Here is a 14,322-nt window from a genome sequence, read left to right on the forward strand (position 1 = left end):
AATGACAAGCAAGGATATTCTTACACTAACAGTATTGGGCGCTATTTGGGGCAGTTCGTTTCTTTTTATGCGTATTGCCGCACCGGAATTTGGTGTATTTGCGTTAGTCGAGATACGGACTGTCTTAGCCACGCTCATTATGCTGCCTTTTATGATAGCAGTAGGGGGTTGGGTAAATATCAAAAAGTACTGGTGGCAAATTGCCTTTATTGGCTCGTTAAATACCGCTATACCATTCGTATTGTTTAATTACAGTAGCTTGTATCTAGAGGCGGGCGTGAACGCAATTTTAAATGCGACTGCGCCAATGTTTGGTGCACTGGTCGCCTTTTTGTGGTTAAAGGACACGCTTAAGCCCTCAGGCGTGGCTGGTTTATTCATTGGCTTTATTGGCGTAATAGTACTGAGTGCTCATAAAGTTGGTGCTGGGCACGTTAGCGTTGTACCTATTCTTGCGGCTTGCGCTGCAACGACATGTTACGGTATAGCAGCCTGCGCAATGAAACGCTGGTTAGCTGGTGTGAAACCAATCGTTGTAGCCACGGGAAGCCAAATTTTTGCATCCCTTTTATTGTTACCGTTTTCTCTTGCCACGTTACCAGACACTCTTCCCTCTGGTTTAGCGTGGATGAATGCCATCGGTCTTGCTGTTATGGGTACTGGTATTGCCTATATTCTCTATTTTAATCTGATTTCTAGCATTGGCCCTGCGAAAGCTATTTCGGTGGGTTACCTGGTACCACTTTTTGGCATTATTTGGGGTTTGTTATTTTTAAAAGAGAGTTTGTCAGTACAAACAATCGTGGGCGGCGTACTCATCTTGCTGGGCGTTGCTCTCACTACTGGGCTTGTCCAACGGCTACGCATTAAGCGTGCCGTCGACACGCTTTAGTCAATAAGTTGCTTGCGCACCAAATTCTTGCCATCCCGGCGGGCTTGGTAAAGAGCATCTTCTGCGTTAGCTGTTACTTCATTCAAAGGTCTGTTAGTGGCAGTGAATGAAACGCCAAAAGAGCCGGTGAGCTGGATTTGCGGCTGAAGGTCATCGGTGTCTATGGTCGCAATGCCGTGACGTAAGCTTTGTGCAATTTCCATTGCTTCGTGGGGGCCGGTTTCTGGCAGTAAAATAATGAACTCTTCACTGCTCCAGCGGCCTACTACGTCTTTTGTACGCACTGAAGTAACCAGGAAGCCTGCGACAAAATCGAGCACATCGTCGCCCGTATTGCGTCCGTAGGTATCATTAATACGAGAAAAGTTATCAATACCCACTATAACAACGCTTAACGATTTAAACTCTTCAAGTAACGCCTTGTACTGAACATCAATTTTCTTGCGATCGGGAAGGCGCTGGCTGTTTCGCAAGTGTAATTCTGGCTGCATGTCCTTTCTAAAGTAATACAAAAGGTGGTAAATCATCATGAACAGCGAGAACACGACTACCAGTAGCGTTACAACGCTGATAACAAATGCTTTGGAGATATCTGCCTTTCTCTTATCAAGTGGACTAAGCAAATACACTGTCCAGTTAAACTGATTGAGTTTCACTTCGGCTATGAGGAATTCTTGTTGATCTATCGTGACCAAACGGTTGTTAAGTGCTCGTTGATCCCGAACATCAATGGGCAAACTGGCAAACCAGGTTAGTTCGGACAAATTGGTAAAATCAGAAAACTCTGCCATAAGAGCGGAGTCTGAAGACAACATGATATCGCCATTTTCATCAACAAAGAGGAAATCATAACCATATTGCTTTTTATAAGAATCAAAGATATTGATAAAGCTTTTCAGGCTTTTGCCGATTCCAAAAAAACCAAGGAATTCGTTGTCTTCATTGTAAATTTTTATATCGATATAGAAATGTGTATCTTCCCACTTACCGATATCAGCGACTGCGTTTTCAGGCCGTTCTTTGTACTTGAAGTACCAGCTTACCTGGCCTTTCTCCAGCGGTAACGTGGTGCCGTCAGAGTTGTACTGCATGCGGGCTTTTTCGCTGGCGATAAAAAAGTATAAGCCAAACTCGTCTTTCAAGCGGGTGAGGGTATTGAAGATTTCTGTTTCGTTCAGCTCTTCGTGGTCCATCAGATCTACGAGTTCCTGAGAGCGTCCCAGGGCTTCTGATATATGCAAAGGCTTGAGAAGTTGCGTGACGATAAGAGAGATAGCCGGAGATAACGACTGCTGTTGCGCGCGACTTTGTTCCGCAACAATTTGATTCACGCTGAAATGCACCAGTGTGACAATGGCAATAACCACCACTGCAAACAACAGCAGTATACTTCGGTGGAGGGTCCTGAATGTTTTCACAGAGTGCTCGCTCTCCTTTGCTCGTTCCGGCAATCTTATTGACGACAAAATGAACTTCAAAGTATAACGTTTAGCCGGTTAAACTACTAGCCAGACAAAAGGATAAGAGACAGCACTACTATTTTTGTGGTCTTGTGTCGCTGACTTGTCATCCGTCCTTGGTTACACTTGGCAACATACAATTAAATTACAGCATATTTAAAGGAAATAACAATGGCTTTTTCTGTAGTGGTGCTTGCTGCCGGCAAAGGCACGCGTATGAAATCATCTTTGCCGAAAGTACTTCATCCCATCGGTGGTATGCCTATGGTACAGCGCATTATTAACAATGCTGAGGCACTGGACGCCACGGCAGTCCATCTGGTTTATGGCCATGGTGGAGACCAGCTTAAAGCCAGTGTTAGTGGTAAAAATATTAACTGGTGTTTACAGGAAGAACAGTTAGGTACTGGGCATGCAGTTCAGCAGGCAGTGCCACATATTACCGACGACGAAGATGTGATGGTGTTGGTCGGTGATGCACCACTCATTCAAACGGCTACCTTGCAACGGCTTGCCGACGTAAAAGCACAATGCGATTTAGCTTTACTTACTGTTGAGCTGGCTGACCCTACAGGTATGGGCCGTATTGTGCGGGAAAACGGCAACATTACTGCTATTGTTGAACACAAAGATGCCACTGATGCGCAGCGTGAGATAAAAGAAATTAACACCGGTATGATGATGATGTCGGGCGCAGATTTAAAACGCTGGTTGAAAAACCTCGACAGCAATAACGCCCAGGGTGAATTGTATCTGACTGATGTAATTGCGATGGCCGCGGCGGAAGGTAAGCTCATTCAGGCTGCACATCCAGACGCCGTTGAAGAAGTGGAAGGCATTAATAATCGGGCTCAACTGGCGGCCTTAGAGCGTGCCTTACAGGCGCGTCAGGCTCACGCTTTAATGATGGATGGTGTGACATTGGCTGATCCAACGCGTACAGATATTCGCGGAGAGGTAGAAACGGGTCAGGATGTTTTTATCGATGTGAATGTAGTGATGACCGGGAAGGTCGTGCTGGGTAACAATGTGCGCATCGGCCCTAACTGTTTACTCACTAATTGTATCATCGCCGATAACGCTGTTATCGAAGCCAACAGCATTATTGAAGATGCAGAGGTTGGTGAGCAATGCACCGTTGGGCCTTTTGGTCGCTTGCGCCCGGGGGCTGTGATGAAAGCCAAATCAAAAGTGGGCAACTTCGTTGAGATGAAAAAGGCCACGTTAGGTGAAGGCGCGAAAGCTAATCACCTTACCTATTTAGGCGATGCTGAAGTTGGCGCTGGAGCAAATATCGGCGCGGGCACCATTACCTGTAATTACGATGGCGTGAACAAATCCAAAACCATCATTGGCAGCAATGCCTTTATCGGTTCTAACTCATCGCTAGTAGCACCGGTAGAAATTGGTGATAACGCCACAGTTGGCGCAGGCTCTACGGTAACCACCAATGTGGATGATAACGCGCTGGCGGTGGCTCGTGCCCGTCAACGCACTATTCAGGATTGGCCGAGACCTACTAAAAAGTAGAGATACCTTCACGGGCCTTTGTGCTGCGAAGACACATACGATACAGTGCCAGCATGTGTAACCATGCTGGCATTTTTTTATGATTAAAACCGTATTGGTTGGGTTTGGTTTTTCGGCCACCACCTTTCATCTCCCTTTCCTCCTTAATAACCCGCAATTTCAGATCTCTGGCGTCGTATCTTCCCGCCCGGATGACGTAGCTGCCGCGCTTCCTGATGCCGTAGTTCACAGGTCACTGGCAAAAGCGCTGGAAGCTAAAGAAGTCGATTTGGTAGTGATAACCACACCGAATGTGTATCACGCCATGCAGGCTAAACAAGCTATCAGTGCGGGTTGTCATGTGTTGGTAGAGAAGCCCTTCACCCTTAGCAGTGCAGACGCACAAGAGTTGGTGGATATGGCTGCATCCCGACAGCAAAAGCTATGCGTTTATCACAACCGGCGCTTCGACGGTGATTTTCTCACTGTGAAAGCGCTGATGGGGTCGGGACGTCTGGGCAACATCAAACGTTTCATATCACGGTTTGATCGTTTCCGCCCTAAGCCCAGAGATCGCTGGCGGGAAAACGCCGGGCCAGGGGCGGGGATCTTTTGGGATTTGGGGCCGCATCTTATCGACCAGGCGTTACAATTATTCGGGGCGCCCACGCAAATCACTGCCGATATTCAAATTGCCCGTGAGGGCGGTGAAAGCGATGATTGTTTCGACCTTACTCTGCATTATGGCGATAAAACAGTGCAGCTTGGCAGTTCACCGTTTCAGGCGGGTAAAACACTGCGGTTTGATGTGCAAGGTGATGCCGCCAGTTTCAGAAAGTTTGGCCTGGACGCTCAGGAAAGCCAGCTGAAAGCCGGTGTGATAATCGGCAGCGATGATTGGGCGAAAACCCCGCAAAGCGAGCACGGGGTGTTAAGCACAGAAGCCGGTGATGATGTTATTGTGACAGAGCCCGGACAATATCAAACTTTTTATCATCAGTTGGCCGATGCCATTGAAAGTGAGTGCCCGCTACCAGCCGATGGACTGTCAGTGTTGCCAGTAATACAACTTATTGAACTGGCTTTCGAAAGTGCTGAAACCGGGAAAACCATGCCGGTATACCTAAATATGAAAGAAAATAACTAAAAAAACTTGCATAACGAAACTTTTGCTGCTTTATTTGTTTCAAATCGTAATTTATAAGTTTCGAAATGCAAAAGCGAAATACCCAGCAACGTCGTAGTGATATTGTTGATTGGGTGAATCAGGCAGGCCATGTTCACGTAGATGAAATGGCTGCTCGGTTTGGCACATCACAAGTTACCATCCGAAAAGATTTGGCCGCATTGGCCGAAGAAAAGCGTGTGCTCCGGGAATTTGGGGGGGCAGCGCCCATGCCTGCCTCTTCATCTGCAACAGGTGAAAGTGTCACGCTTGATACACGGCCCACAGTGAAAACCGGAATCGCGCGTTTAGCCGCAACACTGGTGGCGGATGGCGATAAACTCATTATCGACTGCGGCAATACCACAGCCGCCCTCTTGCCATTTCTTACTCAAAACAAGCTGGTGGTAATGACCAATTCACTTCACGCCGCAAACGTGCTCACTGATGCGCCTAATGAGCCAACGGTGCTGATGACTGGTGGCACATGGGATGCTCATTCTCAGTCTTTTCAGGGCAACATGGCAGAAAAAATGATTAGCGCCTACAGTTTTGATACGGCGTTTATTGGTGCTTCTGGCCTTGATGTAGAGCGCGGTTCTACAACGTTTAACGAACTCACCGGTTTGTCGAAAGCCATGGCAAGTGTTGCCAGGAGCGTGGTAGTACTGGCTGAATCAAACAAATTTTCTCATCGCATGCCCAACCTGGAATTACCCTGGGAAGACATCGATATGCTGATCACAGACGCAAATATCAGCGACAAAATTAAACAACAACTTGAAGCGCGGGGCGTAACACTCATGGTTACTCCTGTGGAGGGAGATTAATCATGTGTGGAATCGTAGGTGCTGTTGCCGAACGCAACGTAGTAGAGATCTTATTAGAAGGGCTTAAACGCTTAGAGTATCGTGGTTACGATTCTGCGGGAGTAGCATTGTTACAACCCAATGGTGAGTTAACGCGCATTCGTCGTACCGGAAAGGTGCAGGAATTAGCTGATGCTGTGGCCAAAGACAGTGCGCTGGGTTCAACAGGCATAGCGCATACTCGCTGGGCTACACACGGCGGTGTAACCGAGCAAAATGCACACCCGCACTGTTCGTCAGAACGCATTTCTGTTGTCCACAACGGCATTATTGAAAATTATTTAGCACTGCGCGAAGCTTTGAAAAAACAGGGTTACACCTTCACCAGCGATACCGACACAGAAACCATCGCTCATACTGTACATGCTGAAATGCAAAAGGGCGCCACGTTACTTGCCGCAGTGCAAAATAGCGTAAAGCAGTTTCACGGTGCATACGGTACGGTGATCATGGACAGTGAAGACCCGTCTCGGGTTGTGGTGGCGCGCTCTGGTAGCCCGTTAGTTATCGGTTTGGGGTTAGGTGAGAACTTTATCGCCTCTGATCAAATGGCCTTGCTGCCCGTTACGCGCCGGTTCATCTTTTTAGAAGAAGGCGACGTAGCGGAAATTACCCGCCGCGAGGTGAGTATTTTTGATGTGAACGGTAACCCGGTAGAGCGGGAAATTATTGAATCGAATATCGAGCATGACGCCGGTGATAAGGGCGGTTATCGCCATTACATGCTTAAGGAAATTCACGAGCAACCCACCGTTGTACGCAACGCGCTACAGAATCGTTTAGGTGAAACTGATGTGGCCGCAGATATTTTCGGCCAGGGCGCAGAAGATATTTTAGCCAAAGTAAAACACGTGCAAATCATTGCCTGTGGTACCAGTTACCACGCGGGTATGACGGCGCGATATTGGCTTGAACAGTACGCGAATGTGTCCTGTAACGTAGAAATTGCATCGGAGTTTCGTTACCGCAAATCCGTTGTTCACGAAAATAGCCTGCTAGTAACCATTTCCCAATCGGGGGAAACCGCTGACACCTTAGCTGCGCTTCGATTGGCGAAAGAACTTGGGTATATGTCCAGCCTCACCATTTGTAACGTGCCCGGTTCGTCGTTAGTACGGGAATCAGATTTAGCCTTTATGACACGGGCAGGCGCAGAAATCGGCGTTGCCTCTACCAAAGCGTTTACCACACAGTTAACGGCATTTTTAATGCTCACACTAGCCCTTGGTAAACACCATGGTATGTCTGAAAATGACAGCGCCAGCATTGTAAAAGCCTTGCACAGCCTGCCAGCCAAACTGGAAGAAACCCTGGCCATTACCCAGGGCATCGAAGATTTAGCGGAAGAATTTGCCGATAAAAACCATTCGCTGTTCTTAGGACGAGGGGATCAATATCCCATCGCCATGGAAGGGGCATTAAAGCTCAAAGAAATCTCCTACATTCATGCTGAAGCCTACGCATCGGGGGAGTTAAAGCACGGCCCACTGGCCCTGATTGATGATGAAATGCCGGTGATTGTGGTTGCCCCCAACAACGAACTGCTGGAGAAGCTTAAGTCTAACGTGGAAGAAGTGCGTGCACGAGGCGGTATCATGTATGTATTCGCCGACCGCGACGCGAACTTTGCCAGCGACGACACCATGCGGGTCATTAACGTACCTCACTGCGAAGCACCTATCGCACCTATCGTGTACACCTTGCCGTTACAGCTGTTGTCGTACTATGTGGCACTGATTAAAGGTACTGACGTGGACCAACCCCGTAATTTGGCAAAATCGGTGACGGTGGAGTGATAGGGGTTTAACTTAAATGTAATTGCTGTGACATCCCGACAAATTTAGAAAGTAGAACTTAGCAAAAAGCAGGCTTCAAATTGCAAGCCTGCCAAATCCCTCACATCACCACCCACCTCATCGCGTATTTTGTGGCCGAAACACAATCTTGCCCGATTCAACGGACATCGTTAGCGGTATGTCTGTGAGCCATGCATAGCTGGCGGGTACGTTTTTCACTTCATATACCGGCTGGTTCATTAAAAACTGATTCAGTAGCGCCATTACTTCACTGCTCACTGGCGCAAGGTTACCGCGATAGCCCATTGCATCTACCGTGGTGTCGTTGAGTGCCAGAGAGTGAATAAATACCGCCTTTTTGTTTGCGTCGTAGTGTGGCATGCCTTCAACATCTAACTTTACCTTAACGGGGTAAGTTAACCCGAGCACAGATATACTTGCGGTTGCGTCAGCGATTAACTGTATAGACTGGCGGTTATCCGGCCCCACATTTACCTGTATGTCGTTAACGTCCAGTAATATTGGAATACCAACGATGGATGTGCGTTCCTGAAGGCTTGAAACCTGTTTATCGATCTCCCGCTGCAAGTCGGCGCTGGTGACGCTATAAGAGGCAATGGAAGCAAGTGTGCTGCATCCTGCGATAGTGATGCAAACCAAAACAACTAACAGCTGGTATGCTGATCTTTTGTTCATAAAGGCTCCGTTAGGTGTAAAAAATCGACTTAATTATGGGTTTTCTCTAAACCGTTTTTGTTGGCCATGTGGGCGTACTAACCAAACTTACTGTCTGCCACAAATGGGTTCGTCTTGCGTTCATGACCAATTGTGCTGGTAGGGCCGTGGCCGGGATAGATTTTCATTTCATCGGGTAGGGTAAACAGTTTGCTGCGAATGCTGTCGATAAGTTGCTGATGATTACCTTGTGGAAAATCAGTGCGGCCGATGGAACCGGCAAACAAAATATCGCCAACTATAACGGTATTCGAGGTTTTCTCCACCAAAGCCACATGGCCGGGTGTATGGCCCGGGCAGTGCAGAACCTCAAGGGTTAACTTGCCCACTGTTATCGTATCGTTGTCGTTTAGCCACTGATCAGGCGTAAAAGGCGTTGCCGGCGGGAAACCGAACATCTGACTTTGCTGCGCCAATGCGTCAAGCCAAAATTTATCCCCAAGGTGTGGGCCAACTACGGGGACGTCATAATGTGATGCCACTTCAGTGGTAGCACCCACGTGGTCAAGGTGTCCGTGGGTAAGGATAATTTTTTCGATAGTTACCCCGTTTTGCGCCGCAGCTTCGTAAAGCTTGTTGCTGTCGCCACCGGGGTCAACAAATGCCCCTTTCATGGTGTCAGGATCCCAGATTAAAGAGCAATTTTGTGCAAAGGGCGTAACCGGTATAACGTGTATATTCACAAGATGGCCTGGCAAAAGTGTTTTCCGCATTCTAGCAACAGCATGGGAAGAACTGAAGACAGCGGAGAGTACAGGGCTCCGTTCCTACAAAATAGAATAGTTGCTTTTCCTTTAGAAGATGCAATTTTTTTGTTCTGTGGCGATTTTTTTCAGAGCCTTGTCATTGCATTTCTACCTAAGGGTAGCAGAACCAAAAATCCAGTATGGTTTTGTTGCCAACTTTAAAGGTAAAGTTCAAGGGTGCTTCGGCTAGCAACGTATTGTACAAATTGAGCCTTGTTGCTGCGTTTGAAGTCAGTTGGAAAGACGTAAAGCCAAACTCTTCTTGGTTTGGCTGAATGCTCCCACTGTATAAAGTCCCATCGTCATCGTTACTTATTTGCAAATACACGCTTGCGTTTTCAGGCCATCGTGATCGCGCAATACCCACTTCCTCTGACAACGCAATTACTGGTTGTTCAGAATGCATGGGTGATGTCTTTACCATGCTGGCATCAATATATTCAACACTGAGGTACAGTAAACGAAACTCATCCTGATATCGGGTAGCGGTGTGCCAGCACCGTGTTTTTACCCTGTTGAAGTTCGGGTAAATCAAAGGTTCATAATAACTGCCTGTAATACTTTGTCCTTCAGTTAAATCTTCGATGCTCAGACTACTCTCGGTCATGATCCCCCGGCGCATAGTTAACGGAGTGGTACGCCGTGCAGCGCCACCTAACACCAGCGTTACCATAGGATGGCATAGATGCTCAAAATACTGGTTTAGCAAAACATCCGTCGTTCGCGGGTCTTCTGGTGGTTCGAAAAAAGCTAAACAGTCTTGCACTCGCGCTTTTGTTAGCCTGAAATTGTGATCATGCGACTGGGCGTAACACAAAATGGGTATCCAGGTACTAACGAAACCGCTCCGCGAGAAATACACAATCAATAAGTCTAATAACAAGGTGTTTGGCTGTTTCGGCGACGCGGTGTGTTCATCACATAGCGATTGCAGTCCTACAGGCGAGAGTGCGTTAGTGAATCGGGTAATATAAGACGCGTCTAAACCAACCGCGAGGAGTTGAGGTTTCAAGACGCTAGCGATGTAATGATTATCCATAATTAACGCTTTTAGCAGTATAAATTCGCGCAGGCATGATTACACGAACGCCACGATAATAAAAACGCCCTTCGTTTACAAAATGTGCATTTTGTTTCATATTCATTCTCACTTTGCCATAAACCGTAAGACACACACAACTATGCCTCATCGCTTAACACTGCTTCAGCGCATAGTATTACCTTGGGTCGTGCAGCGCGAACTAAAAGCGATGTTGTTGCAACAACATAAGCAGGCTGAGCGCGCACAATACGACCGAAAAATTGGTATTGTTGCCCGTGGCGCAGCGTGTGATTTAGTGCGAAGACAAATGTCACTGCTGCCGTGGTGTACCCGCTGGCAGCGCATTTTACAGGCGTTGAAGCGATGGCCGACAAACAAAACCAGCAGGGTGAATACAGCACGGGACGCAGTGATGTTTTGTCGGTGTATTATTCACTGAGGTCGTTATTGATAGATTATCAGGTGATTACGCGAAACGACTAAGTTGTGACTATAGTGATTGCTGCTCAACCTATGAGGAAATAAAGAGAAGCAGTCGCTAAGTGAGTATAAGCAAGACAAACAATGATAAGAATCGCGAACGGCTTGACGGCTATCACTGTCCGGCACTTAGACATAAGTTTATCGTGCAGCATTGAATTTGATAAGAAATCGGAGACGAGGGAATGCGTCATAACGGGAAGCTACCCACTGATAAGGCTGCGCTGATACAACAACTTCAGCATGGCTATTCGCCCGCGTTTCTGCTGTTCTGCCAACATCACAAACCTAAGGGTAAGGATGTCGACAAAAGTTGCTTAAGTCAGTGGTTCGACGTCAGTTTTCAGGTGGATGACGTGTGGTACAGCAGTGCTGAGCACTATATGATGGCGCAGAAAGCGTTGTTGTTTGGCGATAAAAAGCACTTTAAGGCCATTGTGAAGAATCCTTCCGTGAAAGCTGCCAAACAGTTGGGCAGAGAGGTGCAAGGCTTCAAAAGCCGGGTGTGGGATAAACACAAATTCGACATTGTGGTGGCGGGTAATCTTGCCAAGTTTGCACAGAATACAGCGCTTAAGCAATTTCTGTTAAGGACTAATAATATGGTGCTGGTAGAAGCTAGTCCGTCAGATGCGGTTTGGGGTATTGGGCTAAGCGAAACCGATACACGCGCCATTGACCCCCGCCAATGGCCAGGCGAGAACCTACTGGGTTTTGCCCTTATGCAAGTGCGTCAGCAGCTTCAGGGCTGAATTTCGGTGCAGATTGAGGGCAGTTTGCCGTTTAATTTTTGTAGAATAAGTTCATCGCCTTGCCAACTAATAGGTAGCACAAAGCTATCTCCTGTTTCATAAAACAATGTCTGTATTGGAAAAATATCATCGTGCCCGCTGCCAGATAAGTTCTTGATGTCTGAGTGGCTAACGGTGAGCAATATGCCATCTTGGGTGTCTTTCCATGTGAAATACTGCGTTACGGTATAATCAAGGGTGGTAAAGCCTTGTGTTGGCATCATCACCATGCTTCCCACTGAAACATACAGCCCATTATCCATAAACGCATCAGTGGTGTTAATTTCCAGATAGATGCCGTCCGATAGTTTCGAGTGACATTGCCAGGCGCCCATTAAGCGTTTGATGTTGGTGCTCGCGGCATCGCCCTTTGCTATTAGGTTTGCTGTTATTAGTTCACTGTAGAGCAGCGTTGTTAGCATCAATGCGCCTATTGAAAACCCATGTCGCTTGTTGCCGCTTTGAGGTTCATTTTGCCCGTTATTTTTCATGTGTTAATGCTGCCCGTAAATGCTGGTGGGCTTCCTTGCGCTAAGAGCGATCGCTGACGAGTTTAAGTATCAATCATTTCAACAAGTTTCTTATCGACATATTTTTTTTACTACCTGCCAAACGTCTTCAATTGGTGGTTCAAGCTCATCAAATGAAGATTTAAAGTAATCCGAAACCAAAAGTTGATAGCTATCACAACGCATGTTTTCTCGTACTGGCCGTAAATAATATTTTAAATTCATCGCATAATACAAATCATCAGGACGATAACTGTCCTCTTGCTGAAGCTGGTTAATATAGGCCTCATTGTCTGTGGCAAGTTGTTGTAAAGAAGTAAGGATAAACACAGGATCAGTCTCGTACTTTAGTGCGTTAATGACTTCTTCAGGGTTAAAGGTTGCACTTTGTGTGGCTAGCAATAATCCCGTAAGGGAAAGGCTCAATGACATTTTCAATTTCCTTGTCTGTCTTCTTGTTCAATATTCCCGGAGGATTGCAATGAGGCGGCTACCATCAGTGATAAGATCGACCAAAAAATTCCTACTGTCCAGCCTGCTAATACATCTGAAGGCCAGTGTACACCAAGATAAACACGACTAATGCCAATGCTGACTGTGAGAAGTGTTGCAATAGCTAATAAAAATACTTTAACTCTTTTTCGGCTTTCAATACGGGAAAGTAAAGTACCTAGGGTGAAATATACCAATGCAGACATCAGCGAGTGGCCACTGGGGAAACTGTGGGTGTAAACATAACTGCCGTGAGGCACTAAGTCGGGGCGGGGTCGGTCAAACCCGTATTTAAGAGCAAAACTCAGTAAGGTGCCTGAAACGATAGCGACAACAATAAAAAGTGCCATTTTAGGCTTCTTGATAAGTAACATGTAGGCAGCCGATACCAGAGTGAAGAAGGTTAGAATGCCGACGCCTCCCAGCCCCGTAATATCACGCATTAGCTCTTCAACCCAGTGTGCACCTATTGGGTCAGTCAAGTCGTCTGCCGTTCTGAATAACAACAGTAGTTTCTCGTCGACGGCGCCTGTTCCGCCACTCATCACCATGCCAGCGATTTCGATAAATGCCCAAAGGCACCCAGCTAAAATAAGCCCACCTAACAACATGGTTAGATCTGACCGGCTGATAGTTTTTGCCTTCACAGGTATTTCTCCTTTTAAGGTTTCGCGCGGGTATAGTGTTTTTCCAGCACGCCCGCACGTGATAATGGTTACCGTACTTCTAACGCATCACTTTGCACTCAGGATCGCTCACGGTAACGCAACCAAGTGTAGAATTTTTGTTAACGATATTGAGTAACTTTTGCAGGGCGTTCTATAGATCTCACAATTCTGGTGAATAGAAATAGAACGCGATTTTCATTAAATACATGATCTAAAATGTTTTTTCGTGTGGCATACCTTGTGAATGAATCACTATGAATTCTCTCCTCCGTTTTAAAGCTGTATGGAGGCCAAAAACCAAGGAGTCTGATATGAAAAAGTTAACAATTGCGACATTAATTAGTGCTGCCCTGTCAACAAGTGCGTTTGCAGGTGATGACATGGACAAGATTGATACAACATTTGCTGATTTGGATAACGATGACAATGGTTATATTTCTCGCGAAGAAGCCGATGACGATGAGATTTCTGAGCACTTTTCCAAAATAGATGCGAATTCCGACATGCAGTTGTCGATGAAAGAATTTAATACACATGTGATGAAATACCCACAACACTTCGACGACGATGTACTCGCTTCTGCGCAGTCTATGAAAGACAGTATGAGTGGAAAGGGCATGTTAGATGATGACATGATGAAGAGCGACGTGGACGTTGATAGCGCTATTGATGAGCAGGTAGCTACCCTGCACGACAAGTCGCAGTCTCAAGAGCTGTACACCGAAACTGAAACACGTGTAAACGAGACTGTCACTCAAAAAGACATGAGCGACACCAGTGAAGATTCCATGGTCGCTAAAGGTGAATTTGAAATGATGGACGCCAACAGTGACGGAGAACTTACCAAGGCGGAAGCATCGCGAAGTGGCGTGACAGACGATTTTGATAAAATCGACGCTAACGACGATGAGCTAATTACACGGATGGAGTATACCCGTTATCAGCGTATGTCAGAAGGTAGTATTGAAGACAGTTCAGAAGAGTAATAACTAACATTACTAAGAGCCGCACAAGCGGCTCTTTTTTACATTATGTGGATTATTCAGTACGTAATCCGACATACAGCTAAGACTATACCGCCCAATACGACTTCGATTTTGCTGCAAGCACAAAATCATACCAGCTCGTGAACGTGCGATGCGAGAAGTGAAGAGAAGTACAAAGTAAA

At 46.6% G+C, this 14,322-nt stretch carries 15 protein-coding genes; 8 read left to right on the forward strand and 7 right to left on the reverse strand.

Annotated elements, in window-relative coordinates; translation table 11 throughout:
• Position 1: 1 nt before the first annotated feature.
• Positions 2-892, forward strand: a complete 891-nt coding sequence (locus ACXACM_RS04060) for a DMT family transporter (RefSeq protein WP_474819965.1) — start codon at positions 2-4, stop codon at positions 890-892.
• Here the strand turns inward: ACXACM_RS04060 and ACXACM_RS04065 are convergent.
• Positions 889-2,310, reverse strand: coding sequence for a sensor domain-containing diguanylate cyclase (locus ACXACM_RS04065; protein WP_474819966.1), 1,422 nt, complete (start codon positions 2,308-2,310; stop codon positions 889-891). The two genes, ACXACM_RS04060 and ACXACM_RS04065, sit on opposite strands and share 4 nt — an antisense overlap.
• A gap of 213 nt (positions 2,311-2,523) precedes the next feature.
• Here ACXACM_RS04065 and glmU point away from each other — a divergent pair, with 213 nt between their 5' ends.
• The 4 genes from glmU (at position 2,524) to glmS (ending at position 7,691) form a co-directional block, all read left to right on the forward strand.
• Complete coding sequence (gene glmU, locus ACXACM_RS04070) at positions 2,524-3,882, forward strand: bifunctional UDP-N-acetylglucosamine diphosphorylase/glucosamine-1-phosphate N-acetyltransferase GlmU (protein ID WP_474819968.1); 1,359 nt, start codon at positions 2,524-2,526, stop codon at positions 3,880-3,882.
• A 79-nt stretch (positions 3,883-3,961) separates the two neighbouring features.
• Complete coding sequence (locus tag ACXACM_RS04075) at positions 3,962-5,008, forward strand: Gfo/Idh/MocA family oxidoreductase (protein WP_474819969.1); 1,047 nt, start codon at positions 3,962-3,964, stop codon at positions 5,006-5,008.
• Positions 5,009-5,073: 65 nt separating this feature from the next.
• On the forward strand, positions 5,074-5,856 hold the full coding sequence (locus tag ACXACM_RS04080; RefSeq protein ID WP_474819971.1) for a DeoR/GlpR family DNA-binding transcription regulator: 783 nt from the start codon (positions 5,074-5,076) through the stop codon (positions 5,854-5,856).
• 2 nt (positions 5,857-5,858) lie between these two features.
• Positions 5,859-7,691 carry a glutamine--fructose-6-phosphate transaminase (isomerizing) gene (gene glmS, locus ACXACM_RS04085; RefSeq protein ID WP_474819972.1) on the forward strand — a complete coding sequence of 611 codons (1,833 nt, stop codon included), beginning with the start codon at positions 5,859-5,861 and terminating at the stop codon, positions 7,689-7,691.
• A 117-nt stretch (positions 7,692-7,808) separates the two neighbouring features.
• Here glmS and ACXACM_RS04090 read toward each other — a convergent pair whose 3' ends face one another.
• From ACXACM_RS04090 to ACXACM_RS04100, 3 genes are all read right to left on the reverse strand, one after another.
• Positions 7,809-8,387: a YceB family lipoprotein gene (locus ACXACM_RS04090; RefSeq protein ID WP_474819974.1), complete on the reverse strand. Its 579-nt coding sequence runs from the start codon at positions 8,385-8,387 to the stop codon at positions 7,809-7,811.
• A gap of 77 nt (positions 8,388-8,464) precedes the next feature.
• On the reverse strand, positions 8,465-9,109 hold the full coding sequence (locus ACXACM_RS04095; RefSeq protein WP_474819975.1) for an MBL fold metallo-hydrolase: 645 nt from the start codon (positions 9,107-9,109) through the stop codon (positions 8,465-8,467).
• A 175-nt stretch (positions 9,110-9,284) separates the two neighbouring features.
• Positions 9,285-10,211 carry a hypothetical protein gene (locus ACXACM_RS04100; RefSeq protein WP_474819976.1) on the reverse strand — a complete coding sequence of 309 codons (927 nt, stop codon included), beginning with the start codon at positions 10,209-10,211 and terminating at the stop codon, positions 9,285-9,287.
• A gap of 142 nt (positions 10,212-10,353) precedes the next feature.
• Here ACXACM_RS04100 and ACXACM_RS04105 point away from each other — a divergent pair, with 142 nt between their 5' ends.
• Positions 10,354-10,653 carry a hypothetical protein gene (locus ACXACM_RS04105; RefSeq protein ID WP_474819977.1) on the forward strand — a complete coding sequence of 100 codons (300 nt, stop codon included), beginning with the start codon at positions 10,354-10,356 and terminating at the stop codon, positions 10,651-10,653.
• Between the two features lie 226 nt (positions 10,654-10,879).
• A complete protein-coding gene (locus ACXACM_RS04110; protein ID WP_474819979.1) occupies positions 10,880-11,446 on the forward strand; it encodes an NADAR family protein in 567 nt (188 codons plus the stop codon).
• On the opposite strand, the gene ACXACM_RS04115 is transcribed toward ACXACM_RS04110, so the two are convergent.
• From ACXACM_RS04115 to ACXACM_RS04125, 3 genes are all read right to left on the reverse strand, one after another.
• Complete coding sequence (locus tag ACXACM_RS04115) at positions 11,437-11,976, reverse strand: hypothetical protein (RefSeq protein ID WP_474819980.1); 540 nt, start codon at positions 11,974-11,976, stop codon at positions 11,437-11,439. The genes ACXACM_RS04110 and ACXACM_RS04115 overlap by 10 nt on opposite strands.
• 90 nt (positions 11,977-12,066) lie before the next feature.
• Positions 12,067-12,426: a hypothetical protein gene (locus tag ACXACM_RS04120; protein WP_474819981.1), complete on the reverse strand. Its 360-nt coding sequence runs from the start codon at positions 12,424-12,426 to the stop codon at positions 12,067-12,069.
• Positions 12,427-12,428: 2 nt separating this feature from the next.
• The gene (locus ACXACM_RS04125; protein ID WP_474819982.1) at positions 12,429-13,133 is read right to left on the reverse strand and encodes a phosphatase PAP2 family protein; all 705 of its coding nucleotides are present in this window, start codon (positions 13,131-13,133) and stop codon (positions 12,429-12,431) included.
• A 332-nt stretch (positions 13,134-13,465) separates the two neighbouring features.
• Between ACXACM_RS04125 and ACXACM_RS04130 the strand changes: the two genes are divergently transcribed.
• Positions 13,466-14,140 (forward strand): EF-hand domain-containing protein, encoded by a 675-nt coding sequence (locus ACXACM_RS04130; RefSeq protein WP_474819983.1) that lies wholly within the window; start codon positions 13,466-13,468, stop codon positions 14,138-14,140.
• Positions 14,141-14,322: the final 182 nt, after the last annotated feature.

It is taken from the genome of Alteromonas sp. AWQ4_252, from assembly GCF_056158205.1.

Bases quoted from the DNA above. Each gene is read 5' to 3' on its own strand.
- ACXACM_RS04060 (WP_474819965.1), top strand. From the start codon at position 2: ATGACAAGCAAGGATATTCTTACACTAACAGTATTGGGCGCTATTTGG.
- glmU (WP_474819968.1), top strand. From the start codon at position 2,524: ATGGCTTTTTCTGTAGTGGTGCTTGCTGCCGGCAAAGGCACGCGTATG.
- ACXACM_RS04075 (WP_474819969.1), top strand. From the start codon at position 3,962: ATGATTAAAACCGTATTGGTTGGGTTTGGTTTTTCGGCCACCACCTTT.
- ACXACM_RS04080 (WP_474819971.1), top strand. From the start codon at position 5,074: ATGCAAAAGCGAAATACCCAGCAACGTCGTAGTGATATTGTTGATTGG.
- glmS (WP_474819972.1), top strand. From the start codon at position 5,859: ATGTGTGGAATCGTAGGTGCTGTTGCCGAACGCAACGTAGTAGAGATC.
- ACXACM_RS04090 (WP_474819974.1), bottom strand. From the start codon at position 8,387: ATGAACAAAAGATCAGCATACCAGCTGTTAGTTGTTTTGGTTTGCATC.
- ACXACM_RS04100 (WP_474819976.1), bottom strand. From the start codon at position 10,211: ATGGATAATCATTACATCGCTAGCGTCTTGAAACCTCAACTCCTCGCG.
- ACXACM_RS04105 (WP_474819977.1), top strand. From the start codon at position 10,354: ATGCCTCATCGCTTAACACTGCTTCAGCGCATAGTATTACCTTGGGTC.
- ACXACM_RS04110 (WP_474819979.1), top strand. From the start codon at position 10,880: ATGCGTCATAACGGGAAGCTACCCACTGATAAGGCTGCGCTGATACAA.
- ACXACM_RS04115 (WP_474819980.1), bottom strand. From the start codon at position 11,976: ATGAAAAATAACGGGCAAAATGAACCTCAAAGCGGCAACAAGCGACAT.
- ACXACM_RS04120 (WP_474819981.1), bottom strand. From the start codon at position 12,426: ATGTCATTGAGCCTTTCCCTTACGGGATTATTGCTAGCCACACAAAGT.
- ACXACM_RS04130 (WP_474819983.1), top strand. From the start codon at position 13,466: ATGAAAAAGTTAACAATTGCGACATTAATTAGTGCTGCCCTGTCAACA.